Origin of the sequence: Pseudomonas sp. REB1044, assembly GCF_038813925.1 — a bacterium.
In the GTDB taxonomy this organism is placed as follows: domain Bacteria; phylum Pseudomonadota; class Gammaproteobacteria; order Pseudomonadales; family Pseudomonadaceae; genus Aquipseudomonas; species Aquipseudomonas boreofloridensis.
Genome location: NZ_CP046139.1, coordinates 1,878,112 through 1,900,933 on the forward strand (window position 1 = coordinate 1,878,112; position 22,822 = coordinate 1,900,933).

Here is a 22,822-nt window from a genome sequence, read left to right on the forward strand (position 1 = left end):
AGGCAGGCTAAACAGCGAGGCAAGCATGAAAGATGGGCAATTTGCCTGTATTGATTCGGATCAATGGGCCCAAGTGGGAAATATCCCAGGCTTGCGCGTCGATCCCCCGCAAATTCGGGGGGATCAGACGTGTTCGTGGGGCTTGATCCTGGCCCATGGCGCCGGCGCGCCCATGGACAGCGCGTTCATGGAGTCGATGGCGCAAAGGCTGGCGGGGCTTGGCGTAGGCGTCATTCGCTTTGAATTTTCCTACATGGCCGAGCGGCGGATAAACGGCGGCAAGCGCCCACCCAATCCGCAGCCGGTGCTGCTCGAGGGTTGGCGTGAGGTGTACAGGCAGGTGCGACCATTGGTCACAGGACCGCTGGCGATTGGCGGCAAGTCCATGGGCGGGCGCATGGCCAGTCTGCTGGCCGACGAATTGGCTGCCGATGCGCTGGTCTGCCTGGGTTATCCGTTCTACGCCGTGGGCAAGCCGCACAAACCCAGGGTCGAGCACCTGGCGGCGTTGCGCACGCCGACGCTGATCGTTCAGGGCGAGCGCGATGCGTTGGGCAATCGTGAGGCGGTGGCGGGCTACGCGCTGTCAGCGGCGATCGAGCTGAGCTGGCTGGTGGCGGGTGACCATGACCTCAAGCCGCTGAAAGCGTCCGGGTTCAGTCATGAGCAGCATCTGCAGACGGCTGCCGAGCGGGTGGCGCAGTTCCTGGACGAACGGCACCGGCCGCCGACGCTGCACCGGTAGGTGCAGCGGTTGCACTGCGATCAGTCGCGGTACTCGCACAGGTAGGCGGTGTCGACCTTGACCTGCAACTGGAACTTGCTGTCGGCGGGCACGTTGAACTGGGTGCCGGCGGCGAAGGTTTCCCAGGTGTCGCTGCCGGGCAGCTTGACGGTCAGCGCGCCGGACACCACGTGCATGATCTCGCGCTTGGCGGTGCCGAACTCGTATTCGCCCGGGGCCATCACGCCCACGGTGGCCGGACCTTCTTCGCCGCTGAAGGCGATCGACTTGACGGTGCCGTTGAAGTATTCGTTGACCTGGAACATGGGCCACTCCTGAACAGGGGCTGGAAAAAGGCTGGCCAGTATGCCCAAGCCCCGCGTGCCCGTCATCTGCTTTCAGGCGCCGCTGGCCGGCAGGCTCAAGGGCAGCAAACGTGCGGTGTTGCGTGCATCCTCCAGGGCCCGGTGCTGCTGCCCGGTGAACTGCAGTCCGGCCAGTTGCAGGGCGCTGTTCAGACCGGTGGGTCGCTGCAAGTGACGGGCTTTGGCGAAGCGCTGCTTGAGGTTGATGTGCGGCACTTGGGCGAGCAGGCTGTCGAGTTGATGGTGCTGCCATTCCTGGAGCAATTGCAGACGGTCGTAGTCGCCCCAGCTAACCCAGGCCTGCAACTGCTGACGGTGATGGCCCAGCCAGCGCTCGAACTGCGCCCAGACCTCGGCGAATGACGCGGCTGCATCGACGCTGGCCTGGTTGATATGTGTGAGCTGCCGGCAGAAGGGCGTCAGTTGTGGGCGCCGACGCGGTTTGACGAAGCGCTGGAAGTGATCCACCTCGCGCCCTTCGCGGGTGACCAGGCTCGCGCCGATCTCGATGATTTCCATGTCGGTGACCGGCCAGCCACCGTCGTCGGTGGTGGCTTCAAGATCGATGACCAGCCAGTGGCCCATACCCGGTTTCCTTGCTCAGCGCCTAGGGATCGCGACGTCTGCAGGGCGCTCCAGCGTCGCGGCCCCTAGAGCGTAGCCAATCCTCGACCCTTACGGCATCCCCTGGCAGATTGCCGCTACTTTGGCGCAAGCAGCGGTTGTGCCCTGATGGGAAAACGCCTAGCTTAGGCGTTTCCAAGTCAACACCCTGTGATCGAGCGTCTCCCGTGATTCCTCTGCCCGGCCTCAAGGCCCTGCCATCGTTGCTGATGCTCGCTGCACTGTGGGTGGGCGGGGCAGTCCACGCTGCCGAGGTGATCGAAGTGCGCATCGGCGCAGCGCATTTCCCGCCCTACACGGTGCGCCCGGAGCAGGGCGCCGACACCGGGCTGCTCCCGCAACTGGCCCAGGCGCTGAACCAACTGCACGCCGGTTACCGCTTCGTCCTGGTGCCGACTTCGATCCCACGGCGCTTCGGCGACTTCCAGCAGGGCCGCACCGACATGGCGATCTTCGAAAACCCGCAGTGGGGTTGGCAGCAGATCCCCCACAGTGCCGTGGACATGGGGCTGGAGGATGCCGAGGTGTTCGTTGCCCGTCGCCAGCCGGGACGCGACCAGCCGTATTTCGACGAACTGGCGGGCAAGCGCCTGGCGCTGTTCAGCGGCTATCACTATGCGTTCGCCGACTTCAATGCCGACCCGGATTACCTGAAGAAGGCTTATCAGGCCAATCTCACCTACTCCCACGACAGTAACCTGTCGATGGTCCAGCACGGTCGCGTCGACATTGCGCTGGTGACGCGCTCCTACCTGAGCGACTACCTCAAGCGCAATCCGGCCAAGGCCACCGAGTTGCTGGCTTCGCAACGTGTCGATCAGGTCTACCATCACTACGCGCTGCTGCGCCCCGGTGCGCCGATCAGTGCCGAGGCGTTCGCGCAACTGATGCAACGCCTGCGCGAGCGCGGCACCTTGGCTGCGCTGTTCGATCCCTACCGCATCACCGTGCAGGCGCCGCGGCCTTGACGCTCAGCCCTGGCGGCTGTTCTTGCGGCAGTGGATCAGGGCATCGCGGATCATGAAGTTGACCAGCGTCGGCGAGACCCCGAGCTCCTTGGCGATGTCCTTCTGCGGCACGCCGTGCAGGCGGTACATCTCGAAGGCGTAGCGGGTGCGCTTGGGCAGTTCGTTGAGCGACTCGGCGATGTGCTCCAGGGTGGCCAGGTTGATGTGGGTGGCCTCTGGCGAAGCATTCTGGATCACCACGTTCAGACCCTCTTCCTCGCTGCCCGAGTACCTGAGCTCCATGGCCTGCTTGCGATAGTGGTCGATGGCCAGGTTGCGCACGATCTGGAACAGATAGCTGAGTTGGGCCTTGAACGACGACGTGATCTGCGGCGCGGAACCGAGCCGGAAGAAGGCGTCCTGCACCACATCCTCGGCGCGCGAGCGGCACCCGGTGATGCGGGCGGCGATCTTCACGAGAATGCTGCGGTTGTCGACGAAGGCCTGGAGCAGTGGTGAATCGCACTTACTTGTGGATAGTTGTTCCGCCATGGAAATCACCTGGTCTTTAAAGGAAAAGGGTGCACAACGTGAAAGCGTGCTCCCTGCAACGTGCGACAAACTATTCGTAATGATAATGATTGTCAAATACAGAAGTGAGTGAGTCTCTATTCGCTCTCGATCTAAGCTGAACCGCGCGCGTGACCGCTCTGTGAAGGTGGCTTGAACACCTTGCGACGTTTCTAATTATTTCCACTGCCCATCCGTTCCCCTGTGTACATCCAGCCGCCGCCTGCCGCCGCCCGTCGTGCCCCCAGCACCGGGCCCGGCCCCGGCTCGCCCCACCCAGACACTGGCAGGAACACTCCATGACGGACGCCTTCGAACTCCCGCTCACGCTGGTCCAGGCCCTGGCGCAACGCGCTGCGGCCACCCCGGACCGGATCGCCCTGCGCTTTCTCGCCGACGATCCGAGCGACCAGGCGGTGCTCAGCTACCGTGAGCTGGACCTGCGGGCACGCACCATCGCGGCGGCGCTGCAGACCCGCGCGAGCCTGGGCGACCGGGCGATCCTGCTGTTCCCCAGCGGCCCGGACTACGTCGCGGCGTTCTTCGGATGCCTGTACGCCGGGGTGATCGCCGTGCCGGCCTATCCGCCGGAGTCCTCGCGCCAGCATCATCAGCAGCGCCTGCTGTCGATCATCGACGACGCCCAGCCGCGCCTGTTGCTGACCGTGCAGAGCCTGCACGACAGCCTGTGTGGGCTCGAGGCATTGTCCGCGCAGGATGCCCCGGCGCTGCTGGCGGTCGACACGCTCGCGGCGGACCTCGCCGCCACCTGGCAGGCACCGACGTTGTCCAGCGACGATATCGCCTTCCTCCAGTACACCTCCGGCTCCACCGCGTTGCCCAAGGGCGTGCAGGTCAGCCATGGCAACCTGGTTGCCAACGAACAACTGATCCGCCACGGCTTTGGCATCGACCTCAACCCCGATGACGTGATCGTCAGTTGGTTGCCGCTGTACCACGACATGGGCCTGATCGGTGGCCTGCTACAGCCCATCTTCAGTGGTGTGCCCTGTGTGCTGATGTCGCCCGGCTACTTCCTGGCCCGGCCGCTGCGCTGGTTGCAGGCGATCAGCGACTACGGCGGCACCATCAGCGGCGGCCCCGACTTCGCCTATCGCCTGTGCTGCGAGCGGGTCAGCGAAGCCGCCTTGGCCGGGCTCGACCTCAGTCGCTGGCGGGTGGCCTACTCCGGTTCCGAGCCGATTCGCCAGGACAGCCTCGAAACCTTCGCCGACAAATTCGCCGCCTGCGGTTTCCAGCCGAGCAGTTTCTTCGCCAGCTACGGGCTGGCCGAGGCGACCCTGTTCGTCAGTGGCAGCCGACGCGGTCAGGGCATTGCGGCATTGGCGCTGGATGCCGACGCCTTCGCCGCCCACCGCGCCGAACCGGGCACAGGCAGCGTGCTGATGAGTTGCGGTTACCCGCAGCCAGGTCATGCCGTGCGTATCGTCGAACCGCAGCAAATGACCCTCCTGGACGACGGCCAGGTGGGCGAAATCTGGGCGACAGGCCCGAGCATCGCCCGGGGCTACTGGCGCAACCCCGAGGCCAGCGCGCGCACCTTCGTCGAGCAGGATGGCCAGACCTGGCTGCGCACTGGCGACCTGGGTTTCATGCGCGCCGGCGAGCTGTTCGTCAGCGGACGCCTGAAGGACATGCTGATCGTGCGGGGTCAGAACCTCTATCCGCAGGACCTGGAGAAAACCCTCGAAACAGCCGTCGAGGGACTGCGCAAAGGCCGGGTGGCGGTGTTCGCGGTGGACGACAACGGCGAGGAAGCCATTGGCGTAGCGGTAGAGATCAGTCGCAACGTGCAGAAGGCCGTGGCGCCTGAGGTACTGATAAAGACCCTGCGCCAGGTGGTCGCCGACGCCTGCCGCCAGGCACCGGCCGTGGTATTGCTGCTCAACCCGGGCGCGCTGCCCAAGACCTCCAGCGGCAAGTTGCAGCGTTCGGCATGCCGTCAGCGCCTGCACGACGGCAGCCTGGATTGCTACGCCCGCTTCCCGGACACGCCGACTGCGAGCACACCAGCAGCGACCCTCGACACCCTGCACGCCCGCATCGCTGAGGTGTGGCGCGAGCAGCTGGGCGTCGAGTCGGTCGCGGCGGATGATCATTTCCTGCTGCTGGGCGGCAACTCCATCGCGGCCACCCAGGTCACGGCGCGGCTGTCCGAGGAGCTGGGCGTGACGCTGAGTCTGCGGACCCTGTTCGAAGCCCCGTTGCTGGCCGACTACAGCGCAGCGGTGGCGGCACTGCTGGCGTCCGGCGAGCAGGGCAGCGGCGCCATTGCCGCCCTCGACCGCGCCCAGCCCCTGCCGCAGTCGCTGGCGCAGAACCGCTTGTGGTTGCTGTGGCAACTGGCGCCCGAGTCGGCGGCCTACAACATCCCGGCCGGGCTGCGCCTGCGTGGCGAGCTGGATCTGGCTGCCGTGCAGGCGAGCTTCCAGGCGCTGGTCGATCGTCACGAAGCACTGCGCACGCGCTTCAGCGAAATCGATGGTCAGGCATTGCAACAGGTGCAGCCGCAGGTCGAGTTCAGCCTGCAGCACCTGGACTGTGAAGGGCTGCCGGCCAGTGAAGTGGCCAGCCGACGTGAGGACGAGGCCGTTCAGCCCTTCGACCTGGGTCGAGGCCCGCTGCTGCGGGTGACCCTGGTGCGCCTGGCCGATGACGAGCATCAGCTCTGGGTGACCTTGCACCACATCGTCGCCGATGGCTGGTCGTTGAATATCCTGCTCGACGAGTTCGCCCGCCTGTACGCGGGTCACTGCCAGGGTCAACCCGTGCACCTGGCGCCCTTGCCACTGGGGTATGCCGACTACGGCACCTGGCAGCGCCAGTGGCTGGCGCAAGGCGAGGGCGCACGTCAGTTGCAGTTCTGGACCGAGCAGTTGGGCGAACAGCCGCCGGTGCTCGACCTGTGCACCGACCATCCCCGCTCGGCGCAACGTGAACAGCGTGCCGCGCGCTTGACCGTGAAGGTGCCCAATGCGCTGGCCCAGGCGCTCGAAGGCCTGGGGCGCGACCATCAGGCGAGCCTGTTCATGGTGCTGCTGGCCGGCTGGCAGGCGCTGCTGCAGCGCTACACCGGCCAAACCGACATCCGTGTCGGGGTGCCCAATGCCAACCGTCCGCGCCTGGACACCCAGGGCCTGGTCGGCTTCTTCATCAACACCCAGGTGCTGCGCGCCGAGCTCGATGGGCGCACCGCATTCGACCAGTTGCTGGCCCAGGTCCGCAGCCGCACCCTCGATGCCCAGGCCAATCAGGATCTGCCGTTTGAGCAACTGCTCGAAGCATTGCCTCAGGCCCGCGAGCAGGGCCTGTTCCAGGTCATGTTCAATCACCAACAGCGCGATCTGTCGGCCCTGCGTCGTCTGCCTGGCCTGCTGGCCGATGAGTTGCCCTGGCACAGCCGCGAGGCCAAGTTCGACCTGCAGTTGCACAGCGAGCAGGACCACCAGGGCCGCCTGTCGCTGGCCTTCGACTACGCTGCCGAGCTGTTCGACGCGAGTACCGTCGAGCGCCTGGCGCAGCATCTGCTGGCGCTGCTGGAACAGGTGTGTGCTCTGCCGAGCCTGCCCATCGGCGAGGTGCGCCTGCTCGACGAGGCCGCCAGCGCCCAACTGCTCGCCTGGGGACAGGCGCCATGTGAGGCGCCTGGCACACTGTTGGTCGAGCAGCTCAACGAACAGGCCCGGCTGACCCCCGAGCGCATTGCCCTGGTCTGGGAGGGCGGTGAGCTGGACTACGCCAGCCTGCACCAGCAGGCCAACCGCCTGGCCCATTACCTGCGCGACAAAGGCGTCGGCCCCGACACCTGCGTGGCCATCGCCGTGGAGCGCTCGCCGCAGTTGCTGATCGGTCTGCTGGCGATCCTCAAGGCTGGCGGTGCCTACGTACCGCTTGACGTCGATTACCCGGCCGAACGCCTGGCCTACATGCTGGCCGATTGCGGCGCGAGTCTGCTGCTGAGCCAGAGTCATCTGCGCGAACGCCTGCCACACGTGGACGGCGTCAGCACCATCGCCCTGGACCAGTTGCACCTGGACAGCTGGCCGAACCAGGCGCCGGGTTTGCACCTGGAAGGCGAGCATCTGGCCTACGTCATCTACACCTCTGGTTCCACCGGTCGTCCCAAGGGTGTCGGCAATACCCATGCAGCGCTGGCCGAACGGCTGGGCTGGATGCAGGCCACCTACGCCCTCGACCCCAGCGATGTGCTGATGCAGAAGGCACCGATCAGTTTCGACGTGTCGGTGTGGGAATGCTTTTGGCCGCTGGTCACGGGCTGCCGTCTGGTGCTGGCCGGCCCCGGCGAGCACCGCGACCCGCGCCGTATCGCCGAGCTGGTACAGCAGCATGGGGTGACTACGCTGCACTTCGTGCCGCCGCTGTTGCAGGTGTTCGTTCAGGAGCCCCTGGCGGCCGGCTGCACCTCTCTGCGTCGATTGTTCTCCGGGGGCGAGGCGTTGCCCGCCAGCCTGCGTGACCGTGCCCTGGCGCTGTTGCCACAGGTGCAGGTGCATAACCGCTATGGGCCGACCGAGACCGCGATCAACGTCACTCACTGGCACAGTCGGCGCGAAGACGGCGAGCGCTCGCCTATCGGTCGGCCGTTGGGCAATGTGCTGTGCCGTGTGCTGGACGATCAGTTCGAACCGACCGCCCTCGGCGTGCCCGGCGAGCTGTGCCTGGGCGGCGCAGGCCTGGCCCGCGGCTACCTGGGCCGTCCTGGGCTGACCGCCGAGCGCTTCGTGCCCCAGCCCGATGGCGATGGCCAGCGCCTGTACCGCAGCGGCGACCGCGCCCGCTGGCGGCTGGACAGTGGCGCGCTGGACTACCTCGGACGCCTCGACCAGCAGGTGAAGGTACGTGGGTTCCGCGTCGAGCCTGAGGAAGTGCAGGCACGGTTGCTGGCCCAGCCCGGCGTGGATCAGGCGCTGGTGTTGATTCACCAGGATGCCGTCGGCGCGCAACTGATCGGTTACTACAGTGGTGTCGAATGCAGTGACGCGCTGCTGGCCCACCTGAGTCAGCACCTGCCGGCGTACATGGTGCCCGCCCAATTGATCCACCTGGCGCAGATGCCGCTGGGGCCGAGCGGCAAGATCGACCGGCGGGCCCTGCCGGCGCCGGTCTGGCAGCAGCACGCGCACGTCGAGCCGCACAGCGCACTGCAACGGCAAGTGGCGGCCGTCTGGCGCGAGGTGCTGAACCTGCCGCAGGTCGGTCTGCAGGACGATTTTTTCGCCCTCGGCGGCCATTCGCTGCTGGCCACCCAGATCGTCTCGCGCTGCCGCCAGGCCTGCGATGTCGAGCTGCCGCTCAAGAGCCTGTTCGAGGCCAGCGAGCTGGGTGCATTCTGCGCCGAGATCGCGCGCATCCAGGCGGCAGGCGGACGCAACCTGCAGGGGCCGATCGCCCGTGTCGATCGCCGCCAGGCCGTGCCGCTGTCGTACTCCCAGCAGCGCATGTGGTTCCTCTGGCAGATGGAGCCGGACAGCCCCGCGTACAACGTCGGCGGCATGGCGCGCCTGCGCGGAGCCTTGCACGTGGACGCCTTCGAGCGGGCCTTGCAGGCGCTGGTCGCGCGTCACGAAACCCTGCGCACCACCTTCCCCAGCATCGACGGCAAGCCCTATCAGTGCGTGGCCGATGACGCCGGCCTGCGCCTGCAATGGCAGGACTTCAGCGCGCTGCCGGCGAACAGCCGTCAACCGCGCTTGCAGCGACTGGCCGACGAGCAGGCGCACCAGCCCTTCGATCTGGAGCGTGGCCCGCTGCTGCGAGCGTGCCTGGTCAAGACCGAGGCGCGCGAGCACTACTTCGTCCTGACCCTGCACCATATCGTCACCGAGGGCTGGGCGATGGACATCTTCGCCCGCGAACTGGGTGAGCTTTACGAAGCCTTCGTCGACGAGCGCGAATCGCCCTTGGCGCCGCTGCCGGTGCAGTACCTGGACTACAGCCTATGGCAGCGTCAGTGGTTGGACGCCGGTGAAGGCGCGCGTCAGTTGGCCTATTGGAAAGAACGTCTGGGCGACGAGCACCCCGTGCTGGCGCTGCCCGCCGATCGTCCGCGGCCGGCGGTGCAAAGTCATCGCGGCGGGCTGTACCGCTTCGACCTCGACCCGGCACTGGTCGAACGGGTGCATGCCTTCAACAGCCAGCGCGGGCTGACGATGTTCATGACCATGACGGCGACCCTGGCCGTGTTGCTGCACCGCTACAGCGGTCAGCGCGACCTGCGCATCGGCGCGCCGGTGGCCAACCGTATCCGCCCGGAAAGCGAAGGGCTGATCGGCGCCTTCCTCAACACCCAGGTGCTGCGTTGCGAGCTGGACGGGCAGATGAGCGCTGCCCAACTGCTCGACCAGGTGCGCCAGACCGTCATCGACGGCCAGTCGCACCAGGACTTGCCGTTCGACCAGTTGGTCGAAGCCCTGCAGCCGCCGCGCAGCAGCGCCTACAACCCGCTGTTCCAGGTGATGTGCAACGTCCAGCGCTGGGCCTTCCAGCAAAGCCGCAGCCTGGCCGGCATGCAGGTGGACTATCTGGTCAACGATGCCAGCGCCACCAAGTTCGACCTGTACCTGGAAGTCACCGACCTGGACGGTCGTCTGGGCTGCTGCTTCACCTACAGCCATGACCTGTTCGACCAACCGCGCATCGCGCGCATGGCCGAGCACTTGCAGCACGTGTTGAGCGGGCTGCTGGACGATGACCAGCAGCGCCTGTGCCAGTTGCCGATGCTGACGGACGCCGAGCAGCAGGTGCTGATCGGTCAGTTGCAAGGCGAGCAGGACTTCGACCTCGATCAGACGCTGCATGGCTTATTCGCCGCCCAGGTCGCGCGTGCGCCCCAGGCGTTGGCGCTGACCTTCGCCGGTCGGCACCTGAGCTATGCCGAGCTCGACCAGCAGGCCAACCGCCTGGCGCGGGCTTTGCGTGAGCGTGGGGTGGGACCGCAGGTGCGCGTCGGCCTGGCGCTGGAGCGCTCGCTGGAGATGGTGGTGGGGCTGCTGGCGATTCTCAAGGCCGGTGGCGCCTATGTGCCGCTGGACCCGGAATACCCCCTCGAGCGCTTGCACTACATGATCCAGGACAGTCGCCTGGGCCTGCTGATCGCCTCGCGCGACTTGCTCCTTACCCTCGGCGAGCTGCCCGAAGGCGTGGCCACCTGGAGCCTGGAAGACGATGCGGCGTCGCTGTCCGCCCACAGCGACGCTGCGCTGGACAACCTCAACCTGGCGCAGCACTCGGCCTACCTGATCTACACCTCGGGCTCCACCGGCCAGCCCAAGGGCGTGGTGGTCAGCCACGGCGAGATCGCCATGCACTGCCAGGCGGTGATCGCTGATTTCGGCATGCGCAGCGACGACTGCGAGTTGCACTTTTATTCGATCAACTTCGACGCGGCCACCGAGCGCCTGCTGACGCCGCTGTTGTGCGGCGCCCGGGTGGTGCTGCGTGCGCAAGGGCAGTGGGGCGCCGAGGAGATCTGCGAACTGGCGCGCGAGCAGCGGGTAAGCATTCTGGGCTTCACCCCGAGCTATGGCAGCCAACTGGCGCAGTTCCTCGCCAGCCGTGGCGAGGCGCTACCGGTGCGGCTGGTGATCACCGGCGGCGAGGCGCTGACTGGCGAGCACCTGCAGCGTATCCGCCAGGCCTTCGTGCCGCAGCAGGTGTTCAATGCCTATGGCCCCACCGAGACGGTCGTCATGCCGCTGGCCTGCCTGGCGCCGCAGACAGTGCCCAGCGATGCCGGCAGCGTGCCGATCGGTCGTGTGGTCGGTGCGCGCACCGGGTATATCCTCGACGAAGACCTGGCGCTGTTGCCCCAAGGCGGTATCGGCGAGTTGTACATCGGCGGCGCCGGGCTTGCCCAGGGCTACCACGACCGTGCGGGGCTCACGGCCGAGCGTTTCGTGGCCGACCCGTTCAGCCATCACGGTGGACGCCTGTATCGCACCGGCGATCTGGTGCGCCTGGGCGCCGACGGCCTGGTGGAGTACATCGGTCGCGCCGACCAGCAGGTGAAGATTCGCGGTTTCCGCATCGAGCTGGGCGAGATCGAAAGCTGCCTGCAAAGCCATCCCGACGTCGAGCAGGCGGTTGTCCTGGCCCTCGACCTGCCCGGTGGCAAGCAGTTGGTCGGCTACCTGGTCTGCCCGCAGGCCACGGCGGGCAGTGAAGCCCAGGCGCATCTGCGCGAAACCGTGAAGGTGCAGGCTCGCCAGCACCTGCCGGACTACATGGTGCCCGCGCACCTGGTGCTGCTGGAGCGCCTGCCGCTGATGGGCAACGGCAAGCTCGACCGTCGCGCGCTGCCGGTGCCTGACCTGGAACAGGCCGGGCAGCACTACCTGGCGCCGACCACCGCGCGGCAAGTGCAATTGGCGCAGGTCTGGCGCGAGGTGTTGAACGTTTCCCGCGTCGGTGTGCAGGACAACTTCTTCGAGCTGGGCGGCGATTCGATCCTGTCGATCCAGGTGGTCAGCCGCGCCCGCCAGTTGGGCTTGCAGTTCACCCCGCGCGACCTGTTCCAGCACCAGACCATCCTGGCCCTGGCCGAGGTCGTGACCGAGGGCGCGGTGCCGACCCAGGCGGAGCAGGGCGCTCGCCAGGGCCGTACTGGCCTGACTCCGATCCAGCACTGGTTCTTCGACAGCGACGTGCCGCAACCGCAGCACTGGAACCAGGCGCTGCTGCTAGAAGTGCGCCAGCCGTTGCAGGCCGAGCGTCTCGAAGCGGCGCTGGCCGCGCTGGTGCAGCACCACGACAGCCTGCGCCTGCGCTTCACCCAGGCGCAGGGGCAATGGCAGGGCGAGTACGCCGCTCCCAGCACTGAACCGCTGCTATGGACGGCAACGGTAGCCGATTTCGCCGATTGCCAAGCGCTGTACGACGACGCCCAGCGCAGCCTGGACCTGACCGCAGGGCCGCTGCTGCGCGGTCTGCTGCTCACCGATGACGCCGGACAGCAACGTCTGCTGCTGGCGATCCATCACCTGGTGGTCGATGGTGTGTCCTGGCGTGTGCTGCTCGAAGACCTGCAGACGCTGTACCGGGGTCACCGTGTGCCGGCCAAGACCCATGCGCCGGGCGACTGGGCTGCCCGACTGACCCATTACGCCGGCAGCGATTCGCTGCGTGACGAGCTGGACTGGTGGGACGCCCAGTTGAGCGGCGTGGTGCGCGAACTGCCGTGCGATCACCCGCAGGGCGGCAACCTGCACCGACATGCCCGTACCCTGGCGATCGCCCTGGACCGCGAGCAGACCCGCCAACTGCTGCAACAGGCGCCTGCGGCCTACCGCACGCAGGTCAATGACCTGCTGCTCACCGCCCTGGCGCGCACCCTGTGCCGGTGGAGCGGCGAAGCGCACGCGCTGGTGCAGCTCGAAGGCCATGGCCGCGAGGGGCTGTTCGAAGACATCGACTTGACCCGCAGTGTCGGCTGGTTCACCAATGCCTATCCGCTGAGCCTGAGCCCGGTGGTCGGCGATGACGACAGCGCTCGCGCTGCCTCGATCAAGGCGATCAAGGAGCAACTGCGCCAGGTGCCGCACAAGGGGCTGGGCTTCGGCGTGCTGCGCTACCTGGCCGATGCACCGCTGCGCGAACGCATGGCTGCACTGCCGCAGGCGCGCATCACCTTCAACTACCTGGGGCAGTTCGACCAGCAGTTCGATGACGCCGCACTGTTCCAGCCGCTGGACGCGCCGGCCGGCTTGGCCCATGACCTGGAGGCACCCCTGCCGAACTGGCTGAGTGTCGACGGCCAGGTCTATGGCGGCGCCTTGCAGTTGCGCTGGACCTTCAGCCGCGAACGCTACGACGAGGCCAGCATCGCCGCGCTGGCCGAGGCCTACCGTGAAGAACTGCTGGCGCTGGTCGAGCATTGCCTGGTCGAAGGCCATGGCAGCTTCACGCCGTCGGACTTCCCATTGGCTCGCCTGACCCAGGAACAGATCGACGCGCTGCCGGTGCCTGCCGCGGACATCGAAGATGTCTATCCGCTGACGCCCATGCAGGAGGGGCTGCTGTTGCACACCTTGCTCGAACCGGGCACTGGGATTTACTACATGCAGGATCGCTACCGCATCAACAGCGAGCTGGACCCGGCGCGTTTCGCCCAGGCCTGGCAGGCCGTGGTCGCACGGCACGAGGCGCTGCGCGCGTCGTTCAGCTGGAACGCCGGTGAAGCGATGCTGCAGATCATCCACAAACCCGGCAACACGCCGCTGGACTACCAGGACTGGCGCGACCTGGATGACGCCGCCCAGGAGGCGCGCCTGCAAGCCTTGCACCAGCAAGAACGCGAAGCGGGTTTCGAGTTGCTGCGCGAGGCGCCGTTCCATCTGCGCCTGGTGCGGGTCGCCGACGCGCGCTATTGGTTCATGATGAGCAACCACCACATCCTCATCGATGCCTGGTGCCGCTCGCTGCTGATGAACGACTTCTTCGAGCTCTACCAGGCCCTTGGTGAAGGCCGCACGGCGCAGTTGCCGGTGCCGCCACGTTACCGCGACTACATCGGCTGGCTGCAGCGTCAGGACCTGGACGAGGCGCGTCACTGGTGGCAGGCCAACCTGGCCGGTTTCGAGCGGGCCACGGCCCTTCCCAGCGACCGTCCGCTGCGCCATGACCACGCCGGTGACGGCATGCTCGTCGGTGATTGCTACACCCGCCTGCAGGCCAGTGAAGGGGCGCGTCTGCGCGAACTGGCCCAGGCCCACCAGTTGACCGTCAACACCTTCGCTCAGGCCGCCTGGGCGCTGGTGCTGGCGCGCTACAGCGGTGAGCGCGACGTACTGTTCGGGGTGACCGTGGCCGGTCGTCCGGTGAGCTTGCCGCAGATGCAGCGCACGGTCGGGCTGTTCATCAACAGCATCGCCTTGCGCGTGCAGTTGCCCGCTGCCGGCGAGCGCCTGAGCGTGCGCCAGTGGCTGCAAGGGCTGCTCGAGCGCAACATGCAACTGCGCGAATACGAGTACCTGCCGCTGGTCGCCATCCAGGAGTGCAGTGCGCTGCCCAAGGGCCAGCCGCTGTTCGACAGCCTGTTCGTGTTCGAGAACGCGCCGGTCGAGACCGCCGTACTCGATCATGCCCAGCACTTCAATGCCAGTTCCGATTCCGGTCGCACCCACACCAACTTCCCGCTGACGGCGGTGTGCTATCCGGGCGACGACCTGGGGCTGCACCTGTCGTTCGACCAGCGTTACTTCGATCACGCCACCGTCGAACGCCTGCTGGCCGAGTTCAAGCGGCTGCTGCTGGCGCTGGTCGAGGGCTTCGATGGTCAGATGGATGCTTTGCCGCTGCTCGGCGCCGAAGAACAGCGCTTCCTGCTCGAGGACTGCAACCGTACCGAGCATGCCTACACGCTGGAGCAGAGCTACGTGGCGCTGTTCGAGGCGCGGGTGGCGGCGCATCCGCAGCGCACGGTCGCGCGCTGCCTGGAAGCGTCCTACGACTATGCTGGGTTGAATCTTGCAGCCAACCGCCTGGGGCACGCGCTTCAGTCGATTGGCGTGGGCGTCGATCAACCGGTCGCGCTGCTGGCCGAACGGGGCTTGCCGCTGCTGGGGATGATCGTTGGCAGCTTCAAGGCCGGGGCCGGTTACCTGCCGCTGGATCCGGGCCTGCCGTCGGTCCGTTTGCAGCGCATCGTCGAACTGAGCCGCACGCCGGTGTTGGTGTGCAGCGCCGCCTGCGCCGAGCAGGCGCGCCAGTTGCTCGATGAACTGGGCAGCGTGACGCGACCGCATCTGCTGGTGTGGGAAGAGGTCCAGGCCGGTCAGGTGGCCAGTCACGATCCAGGTCTCTACAGTGCTCCGGACAATCTCGCCTACGTCATTTACACCTCCGGCTCCACCGGCTTGCCCAAGGGGTGATGGTCGAGCAGCGCGGCATGCTCAACAACCAACTGAGCAAGGTGCCTTACCTGGCCCTGGACGAGCACGACGTAATCGCGCAGACCGCGTCGCAGAGCTTCGACATCTCGGTATGGCAGTTCCTCGCCGCGCCGCTGTTCGGCGCCAGTGTCGAGATCGTGCCCAACACCATCGCCCACGACCCGCAAGGTTTGCTGGCGCACGTGCAGTCACGCGGCATCACCGTGCTGGAAAGCGTGCCGTCGCTGATCCAGGGCATGCTGGCCAACGACCACCAAGCGCTGGATGGCCTGCGCTGGATGCTGCCTACAGGCGAAGCGATGCCGCCGGAGCTGGCAGCTCAGTGGTTGGCGCGGTATCCACGGATCGGTCTGGTCAACGCTTACGGTCCGGCAGAGTGCTCGGACGATGTGGCGTTCTTCCGCGTCGATGTCGAATCGACGCGCGGCAGCTACCTGCCCATCGGCACGCCGACCGACAACAACCGCCTGTACCTCTATGGCGAGGAGCAGACCCTGGTGCCGTTGGGCGCGGTGGGCGAGCTGTGCGTGGCCGGCACGGGTGTTGGTCGCGGCTATGTCGGCGATCCGGCCCGCACGGCCTTAGCCTTTATCCCGCATCCACACGGCGCGCCGGGCGAACGCCTGTATCGCACGGGTGACCTGGCACGGCGGCGCGCCGATGGCGTGCTCGAATATGTCGGACGCATCGATCATCAAGTGAAGATTCGCGGCTACCGCATCGAGCTGGGTGAGATCGAGGCACGTCTGCACGAGCAACCTGAACTGCGCGACGTCGCGGTCGGCGTGCAGGAGGGCGTCAACGGCAAGCATCTGGTGGGCTACCTGGTGGCGCATCAGGGTGTGTCGGCCGATACCGCGCTGCTCGATCACCTCAAGCAGCGCCTGCGCGCCGAACTGCCCGAGTACATGGTGCCGCTGCACTGGGGCTGGTTCGACAGCCTGCCGCACAACGCCAACGGCAAGCTCGACCGCAAGGCGCTGCCGGCCATCGAGATCGGTGGTCAGCACCCGCAAGACTATCTGGCGCCGCGCAATGAACTGGAGCAGACCTTGGCCGACATCTGGGCCGAAGTGCTCAGGGTCGAGCGGGTCGGGGTACACGACAATTTCTTCGAGCTGGGCGGGCACTCGCTGCTGGCCACGCAGATCGCCTCGCGGGTGCAGAAGCGTCTGCAACTCAACGTGCCGCTGCGGGCGATGTTCGAGTGCAGCACGGTGGATGCATTGGCGCAGTACGTCGAAGGGGTGCGCGAGAGTGCGCTGGATGAGGCCAAGGTGGATCGGTTGAGTGATTTGATGGCGATGTTGGAGGGGCATGAGGTTGCCCCGACGCCCGTGTCGTACGCGAGTGATGATGTGACTGTGTAGCGATGCCTCAAAATGATGCGCGTCTACTGGGCGGATCACGATGAGCGAGGTTCTTGCGTCGGTGAACTTGCTGGGGCGTGCTATGCGCTGAGCGGTCGGATACCAGGCTGGCGCTCGGCGCAGTGCCCTCTGGGTCTGTGATGTTTACAACGGTCTGCCGGCCGATGCTATGGGTTCCGGTAATCACGTTCACGGTGCCGATACTCACCGGGCTGGTGCTGTTGATGTTGACTGTCACGGCCTGCGCTTCAGGCATGCCTTCCTGAGTCCTGCTTACTGATGCGAAATCTTGATCACCTGCTGGCGTAGGCACGCGTGACTCGAGGTGAATCCAAGCTTCACCTGCCGCGGGGTCGACCTCTGGAATCTCGATTTTGGGAAACAGGTCTTGAATAGTGGGGTACTCGTCGTGGCGCATGTCATTCAGGAGCCCGAGAATGGAAAAAATCTGCTCGCTCACAGTGAGTCCTACGGTGGTATTCGAGATGTCGTCTGCCGTGGCGTGACTCACCCCCGCCGCAGAAGCGGCCACTAACGTCGTCGCTGATACCGTGCTTGCCAGCCCGGTGATGAACGCCGCTGAGTTCAGGTTGAATGAGAGCGAGCGCATACTGTATTTCAAGCCTCTGAAGATTTCCCCAGTGGTGTGTCGAAACCCTACACCGCCTCGGTAAACGCCAATGATCGTGATGAGTTTCTTTAGCAAACTCAGCGCTGTCGAGGCGACTGCAATACGCGTAATTATCTGTTGCCACGACGGGCCTGGCGCCCACGAGTCAGACGATTCGGTGCTTGTCGGGACGGCCTCTTGACCCGTCGTGTCCTCTGGAATCCGGCCATCGTTATCGGCGTAGCGCAGGGGATTGCTGGTATTCGCAGTGTAAAGGTTCACTCCGTCCACCAACCCGCTCGGATCGGCACTCAACCACCGGCATGACCCCGCCTGGTAATAGCGCCAGCCGTAGTAATAAAGCCCACTGGCGTCGAGCTCCTTGCCCGCATACCGCTGGGTTCGCCGTCTCAGCCCATCGACTTCCGCGGCGGGCTCGTCCAGGCCGGTACTCTCACCATAGGGCGCGAACTCTTCGCGCGATACGACGTTGCCCGCTTCATCCGTTTCACCCACGGCGCTACCCAGATGATCGGTGAAGGCGTAGCGCAGGTAGGTCTTGCCGTGCACCCGATCCTGTATCCAGCGCACCCCCTCGGCTTCACTGATCAGCACATGGCGTTGCGCCGCAGGCTGGCCATCGCGTGTTCTGATGCGCAACTCGCAGTCTTCCAGGTAAGTGGTCACAGTGATCTGCGCGGCACCGGCCACTTGCACGGTGTTGATCTTGCGCCGTCGGGTGCCCCCATCGGCGTAGCGATACTGTTCGCGGTCATCCATCGCGTCGCGGGCACGGGTGACCAGCGTGACCTCGGCCAACTGGTTATCGGTGCGCCAGGTCAGCGCCCGGCCATCGACCATCTGCTTCTGCAAGCCGCCTGCGAAGAAGCCGGTGTCGGGGGTGAGCCCGTGACCTTCGGGCAGTGCCCGGTTGCTTTGCGTCGAGACACGCAGACGTCGGGTGCGCTGGCCGGTCCCTGCGTTGTGATTGAGAGTGGTCAGGTTGTCGCCGTCGTCGTAGACGTAGTGCTCCCGGTAGGGTGTCCAGACGCTGCCACCTTGACGGTCGGCGGCGCCGAAGGCCGGTGATCCGTAACCTGCCACGGGGGTGCGCTCGCGGCCGCTGGCGTCGATCAGGCGGTACAAGGTGTCGTAGGCATACTCGCGCAGACCGTCTGTGCGCTGATTGCCATGCCATTGCGGATCAGCGCCCTGATCGTCCAGCTCGAGCAGATTACCGACCGGGTCGTACCGGTAATGCAAGTCGCTGATCAGCAGGTAGCCGAACGGGTGGTCGGCCGGGCGTGCGGTACGGTGTTGGATCAGGCGGTGGTCCAACGGCGAGTAACGATAGTGATCGACCACTCCGTTGCCTGATTCGTGCCTTACGACCTTGCCGTCCGCTCTGCGCGTGACTTCGGCCAGCGCCAGGGCTTCCCGATCGCCTTGCCGTAGGCGGGTGCGACAGACGGCGCCACTGATATCGCGCTCGATAGAACGTGTCAGGCCGACGGCGTCGGTACGGTTCAGCAGTTCGCCGGTAGCATCGTAATCGCAGAGGGCGGTATGGACATCGGTCTCGAGATCGCCTCCCGGCCCCTCGGTCCAGTCAGGCTGATCCAGTTGCACCTGCAACAGGCACTGCCGCTGCTCCACTAGCTGTCCGGTGAGCGCCCGCGCGACGGTACGAGTCAGTCCGGCATCGTCGAAATGCTCCATGACGGCGCCGGCCCTGTTGCGTGCGCGTTGAGCGTCGGTCACCGGTGCATAAATCAAGCGTTCGCGCATGCGCGGCAAGCCCGCCGCCGCTTGCTCGAACAGCGCGTGGCGTCGCGCGCCTTGTTCGGGGCGCTCGTAATCGTGCCAGTGACGTGTGCCCTGGGCATTGCAGGTCCACAACGGGCGCCCGGCACCATCGACGAGCGCTAGCGACGTATCGCCATCGACACTGTGCAGGGCCAACGGTCGGCCGCCCAGACCCAGGTAGACGGCGGCGTCGGCCAGCGTGGGCGCGCCCTCCGAGGTGCGCAAGGGCCGTGGCCCGAACTCACGGACCGTGCGGCTGATTTCATCGGTGTGCGTGCGATGGCGCAGGATCCTGGGCGTGTCAGCGTGCGACTGGCGCAACAAGCGCAGACTCGCCACCCGCGTACCGGTCGCAGATCTGACGCTGACCTGTGGCGTATCGGCATGCAGGCGCACTGTTTCGCGATCCAACATTAGCTTTTCCTATCTTTACGCCTTAAGGCACAGCGGTCGCTCGGCCACGATCCTGCACTGCAGCGAGTCTAGGAAAATGCCTGTTGCCGCGCACCTGACAGATCTACCAGGTCAACGCTTGCCCAGGATCTTGCCGAGCATTTCCGGGCGCGGAGCGCCTTGTTGACTCTGCAATTGCCCTTCCTCGTCGCGGTAGAAGATCGCGGGTGTTGCGCCCAGCCCCAGGTCCTCCATCAGCGCCTGATTGGCGGTAAGCTGCGCTTGAACCGACTCAGGAATGCTTTCCAGCGGCTTCAGCGTGCTCGCCTTACCGGCGCTCTCATGCGCCTGCAGGGCCTTGGCCGGCTCCTTGGCGGCCAGCAATGCGGCGGATTTGCCTGGGCTGTCCGGCCGAATGATGCCGACCATGATATGGCGCAGTTGCACCTTGCCCGAGGCGACCCATGGCCGAGCCTGTTCCCAGAACATGTTGCAGTAGGGGCAGTTCGGGTCGCTGAACAGGTAGACGGTGCGTGGTGCGTCGGCCTTTCCATCGGCGATCCAGGCGGCGTTCTCCAGCTTCGCCCAGATAGCCTTGCTCATCGGGGCGTAGACCAGCTTATCCAGCGGTTCGGCGCTCAGGTCCTGGCCCTGCTCGTCGAACAGGCTACCGACCAGCACGTGCTTGCCATCGGGCGTCAGGTACAAGGCAATCCCGTTGTTGTGATACTCGGCGGCATAGCCACGCAGGCCGTCGGGCGCATCGAAGCTGCCTTTGATCACGGCACCCTTGGCCTCCATCTGGCGAATGGGCTCGGGCCAGGATTCGGCCTGGGTCAATGGGGCGGCAAGCAGGGCCACCATCAAAGTCAGCAAAGCGGTCATTCGCATGTCATTGTCCTCGTGCAGGGGAAGCGTCGGGTTTGGCGGGCCGTTCGAGTGTGGTAAGGCCATTGAGCAGGCTGGCGCGCGACAATTCCCCCAGATGGCTGCCAGCCAGGCGACCGTGAGCGTCGTAGAACAGGGTAGTGGGCAGGGCCATCGAGCCGACCTGTTGGGCCAGTTGTCCGGCACCATCAAACAGCACATGCTGCAGGCTCAGCCCGGTAGTGGCGAGAAAGGTGCTGACGCTCTCGACCGTCTCGCCCTGGTTGACGAACAGGAAAGTCACCTCGGGATGGTCGCTCTGTGCCTGTTGCAGCACCGGCATTTCTCTCCGGCAGGGCGGGCACCACGTGGCCCAGAGGTTGATCACCAGAAGCTTGCCGCGATAGCTGTGCAGCGCCACCGCCTCGCCGCTGGCGTTACGCAGGGCCAGATCCGGCAACTCGGTGCCTTTGCTGTACAGATGGCTGCCCAGACTCACCAACCCCCAGAACAGCGCGCCGCTGAACAGTGCCCAGCTGAGTGGGCGGCGGAGGGCAGGGCGGCGCAGACCTTGCCAGAGCGTGGCGGCGACGATTCCGAAAAGCCCGCCCCAGAGCTGAAAGCCGCCATCACGAATGTCGATGATCTGCAGCGGATCGTCGCGGTACATGGCCCAGTACTGGAGGACGAAGCCAAGGCGGGCGCACAGCACGCCGATCAGGAACCCATTGAACAGCGTCGATTCCGGATTCTCCCCGCCCCGGCGCGCCACCGCCCAGCCGACCAGGCAGGCGACACCCAACGCCATGAGCAGCAGCAGGTGATTCAAGGCCATGGTCAGCGGCCCCAGGGTTATCGTCAGCATCATCCTTCACTCCTGATCCTGGCCCAGTGTTGCAGGAACGTGGTGGCATCGACCTCGCCGGTGATACGCCGGTGGCGCCGTTCCTCGCCCTCCGGGCCGATCCACACCAGCGTGGGTGGTCCCGGGACCTGGTAGTGCTGCAACAATGCGCGGCTGGCCGGGGTGTCGGCGGTGACATCCAGGCGCAGGATGCGCACATCGTCCAGGCTGGCTTGGACGTCGCTGCGAGCGAACACTTGCTTGTCCATCACTTTGCAGGAAGCGCACCAGTCGGCGTAGTAATCGATCAACACCCATTGCTGATTGGCCTTGGCGGCGTCGAGTTCACGCTGCAGCGCTTGAGGGTTGTCCAGCGTGAGGGCTTGCTCTTGATGCGTGTTGGCCGTGGTGCCTGCTGGGGTGCCAACGAAGGGCTGCAAGGGCTGCCACAGGTCGCCACCGCCCGCCGCAGCGCCGACCAGCAGCAACCCTCCCCACAGTCCACCCAGTAATGGCAAGACGCGCAGTGCAGGCAGGCGTTGCAAGCCAGGCCAGGCCGCCCAGGCCAGGGCGATCAACCAGCCCCCGGCCAGCGCCAGCAGCAGCGGGCTGGGGAGCAAGGTGCGTACGCTATACAGGGCCATGGCCAGGAACACGAAGCCGAATACCCCCTTGACCCGATCCATCCAGGCGCCAGGGCGAGGCAGGTAGCGGTTGCCCACCGTCACCAGCAACAGCAGCGGCACGCCCATGCCCAGCCCCAGGCTGAACAGCACCAGTGCGCCGTGCACGACATCGCCGCTCTGCGCGATGTACAGCAGCGCACCGGCCAGCGGAGCCGTCATGCAGGGCCCCAGCAGTAGCCCCGACAGCGCACCGAGCAGCGCCGCTCCATACAGGCTGCCGCCCCGCGTCCCGCGCCCGGCGCTGTCGAGACGGTCGCGCAGGGCGGTCGGCAACTGCAACTCGAAGGCACCGAACATCGGCAGGGCGAGGATCACGAACAACGCGGCCAGGCCACCCAGCAGCCAGGGTTGTTGCAGCCAGGCCTGCACACTCGCACCCAGCAGGGCGGCGATCACGCCCAGCGCGGCGTACACCAGTGCCATGCTCAGTACGTAGACCGCAGCCAACATTGCCCCGCGCCGTGCGCTGGCGCCGTTGCCCATGACCAGTCCCGCCAGGATCGGTAGCATCGGCAGCGAGCAGGGCGTAAAGGCCAGCAGCAAGCCCAGGCCGAAGAAGGCCAGTAGGCTCCAGACCAGGCTGGCGTCCTGCAGGCTGCTGGCCAGCGACTGGTCGCTGGCTTGGTCGTCGAGGGAGGTGGTCGATGGTGACGCAGCCGCCTGGCCCCCGAGCTCGATCACCGTGGTCTGGGGTGGGTAGCACAACCCCGCATCGGCGCAGCCTTGCCAGCCCAGGCGCAGCGAGCCACTGGCACCGGCAGGCAGCAGCAGCTGCAGTTCGGTGCGATACACCGCGCTGTCACCGAAGAACTCGTCGTGATGATTGAGTGCCTGTGGAAATTGCGGCTGTTGCTCAGGCGCAATGCCATCGAACTTGAGGCGCTTCTGGTAGAGGTAATAGCCGTCCTTGATCTGGAAATACAGACGCGTCTGACCGGAGGGTAGACGGTCGTGGGTGAGCACGAAGGCCTGGTCCACCGGCAGGAAGTCCGACTTGGGGGCAAAGGGGTTGGCCTGAAGTGGGCCGGCGAGCAGGAAGGTCAGGAGCAGCAGGAGAACACGCATGTCGACGCCTTGGCAGTGCAG

The 22,822-nt window shown here is 65.9% G+C and carries 9 protein-coding genes and 1 pseudogene; 3 read left to right on the top strand and 7 right to left on the bottom strand.

Annotation, left to right across the window (positions count from 1 at the left end; all coding sequences use genetic code 11):
* Positions 1–25 precede the first annotated feature (25 nt).
* Positions 26–745, top strand: a complete 720-nt coding sequence (locus tag GKC70_RS08835; protein ID WP_304482782.1) for an alpha/beta family hydrolase — start codon at positions 26–28, stop codon at positions 743–745.
* A gap of 20 nt (positions 746–765) precedes the next feature.
* On the opposite strand, the gene GKC70_RS08840 is transcribed toward GKC70_RS08835, so the two are convergent.
* Complete coding sequence (locus tag GKC70_RS08840; protein WP_029615045.1) at positions 766–1,050, bottom strand: pyrimidine/purine nucleoside phosphorylase; 285 nt, start codon at positions 1,048–1,050, stop codon at positions 766–768.
* A gap of 72 nt (positions 1,051–1,122) precedes the next feature.
* A complete protein-coding gene (locus GKC70_RS08845; protein ID WP_317872372.1) occupies positions 1,123–1,674 on the bottom strand; it encodes an exonuclease domain-containing protein in 552 nt (183 codons plus the stop codon).
* A 206-nt stretch (positions 1,675–1,880) separates the two neighbouring features.
* Here GKC70_RS08845 and GKC70_RS08850 point away from each other — a divergent pair, with 206 nt between their 5' ends.
* A complete protein-coding gene (locus GKC70_RS08850) occupies positions 1,881–2,681 on the top strand; it encodes a transporter substrate-binding domain-containing protein (protein ID WP_342651097.1) in 801 nt (266 codons plus the stop codon).
* A gap of 3 nt (positions 2,682–2,684) precedes the next feature.
* Here the strand turns inward: GKC70_RS08850 and GKC70_RS08855 are convergent, their stop codons facing one another.
* Positions 2,685–3,212, bottom strand: a complete 528-nt coding sequence (locus GKC70_RS08855) for an RNA polymerase factor sigma-70 (protein ID WP_029615047.1) — start codon at positions 3,210–3,212, stop codon at positions 2,685–2,687.
* A 317-nt stretch (positions 3,213–3,529) separates the two neighbouring features.
* On the opposite strand from GKC70_RS08855, the pseudogene GKC70_RS08860 reads away from it, so the two are divergent.
* Positions 3,530–16,530: pseudogene (locus GKC70_RS08860) on the top strand (non-ribosomal peptide synthetase).
* Between the two features lie 7 nt (positions 16,531–16,537).
* Here GKC70_RS08860 and GKC70_RS08865 read toward each other — a convergent pair.
* From GKC70_RS08865 to dsbD, 4 genes are all read right to left on the bottom strand, one after another.
* Complete coding sequence (locus GKC70_RS08865; protein ID WP_342651098.1) at positions 16,538–19,360, bottom strand: RHS repeat-associated core domain-containing protein; 2,823 nt, start codon at positions 19,358–19,360, stop codon at positions 16,538–16,540.
* A 111-nt stretch (positions 19,361–19,471) separates the two neighbouring features.
* Complete coding sequence (gene dsbG / locus GKC70_RS08870; protein ID WP_342651099.1) at positions 19,472–20,230, bottom strand: thiol:disulfide interchange protein DsbG; 759 nt, start codon at positions 20,228–20,230, stop codon at positions 19,472–19,474.
* A 1-nt stretch (position 20,231) separates the two neighbouring features.
* Positions 20,232–21,071 carry a prolipoprotein diacylglyceryl transferase family protein gene (locus tag GKC70_RS08875; RefSeq protein WP_342651487.1) on the bottom strand — a complete coding sequence of 280 codons (840 nt, stop codon included), beginning with the start codon at positions 21,069–21,071 and terminating at the stop codon, positions 20,232–20,234.
* The gene (dsbD, locus tag GKC70_RS08880) at positions 21,071–22,801 is read right to left on the bottom strand and encodes a protein-disulfide reductase DsbD (protein WP_342651100.1); all 1,731 of its coding nucleotides are present in this window, start codon (positions 22,799–22,801) and stop codon (positions 21,071–21,073) included. Before dsbD ends, GKC70_RS08875 begins: the two co-directional genes overlap by 1 nt.
* Positions 22,802–22,822: the final 21 nt, after the last annotated feature.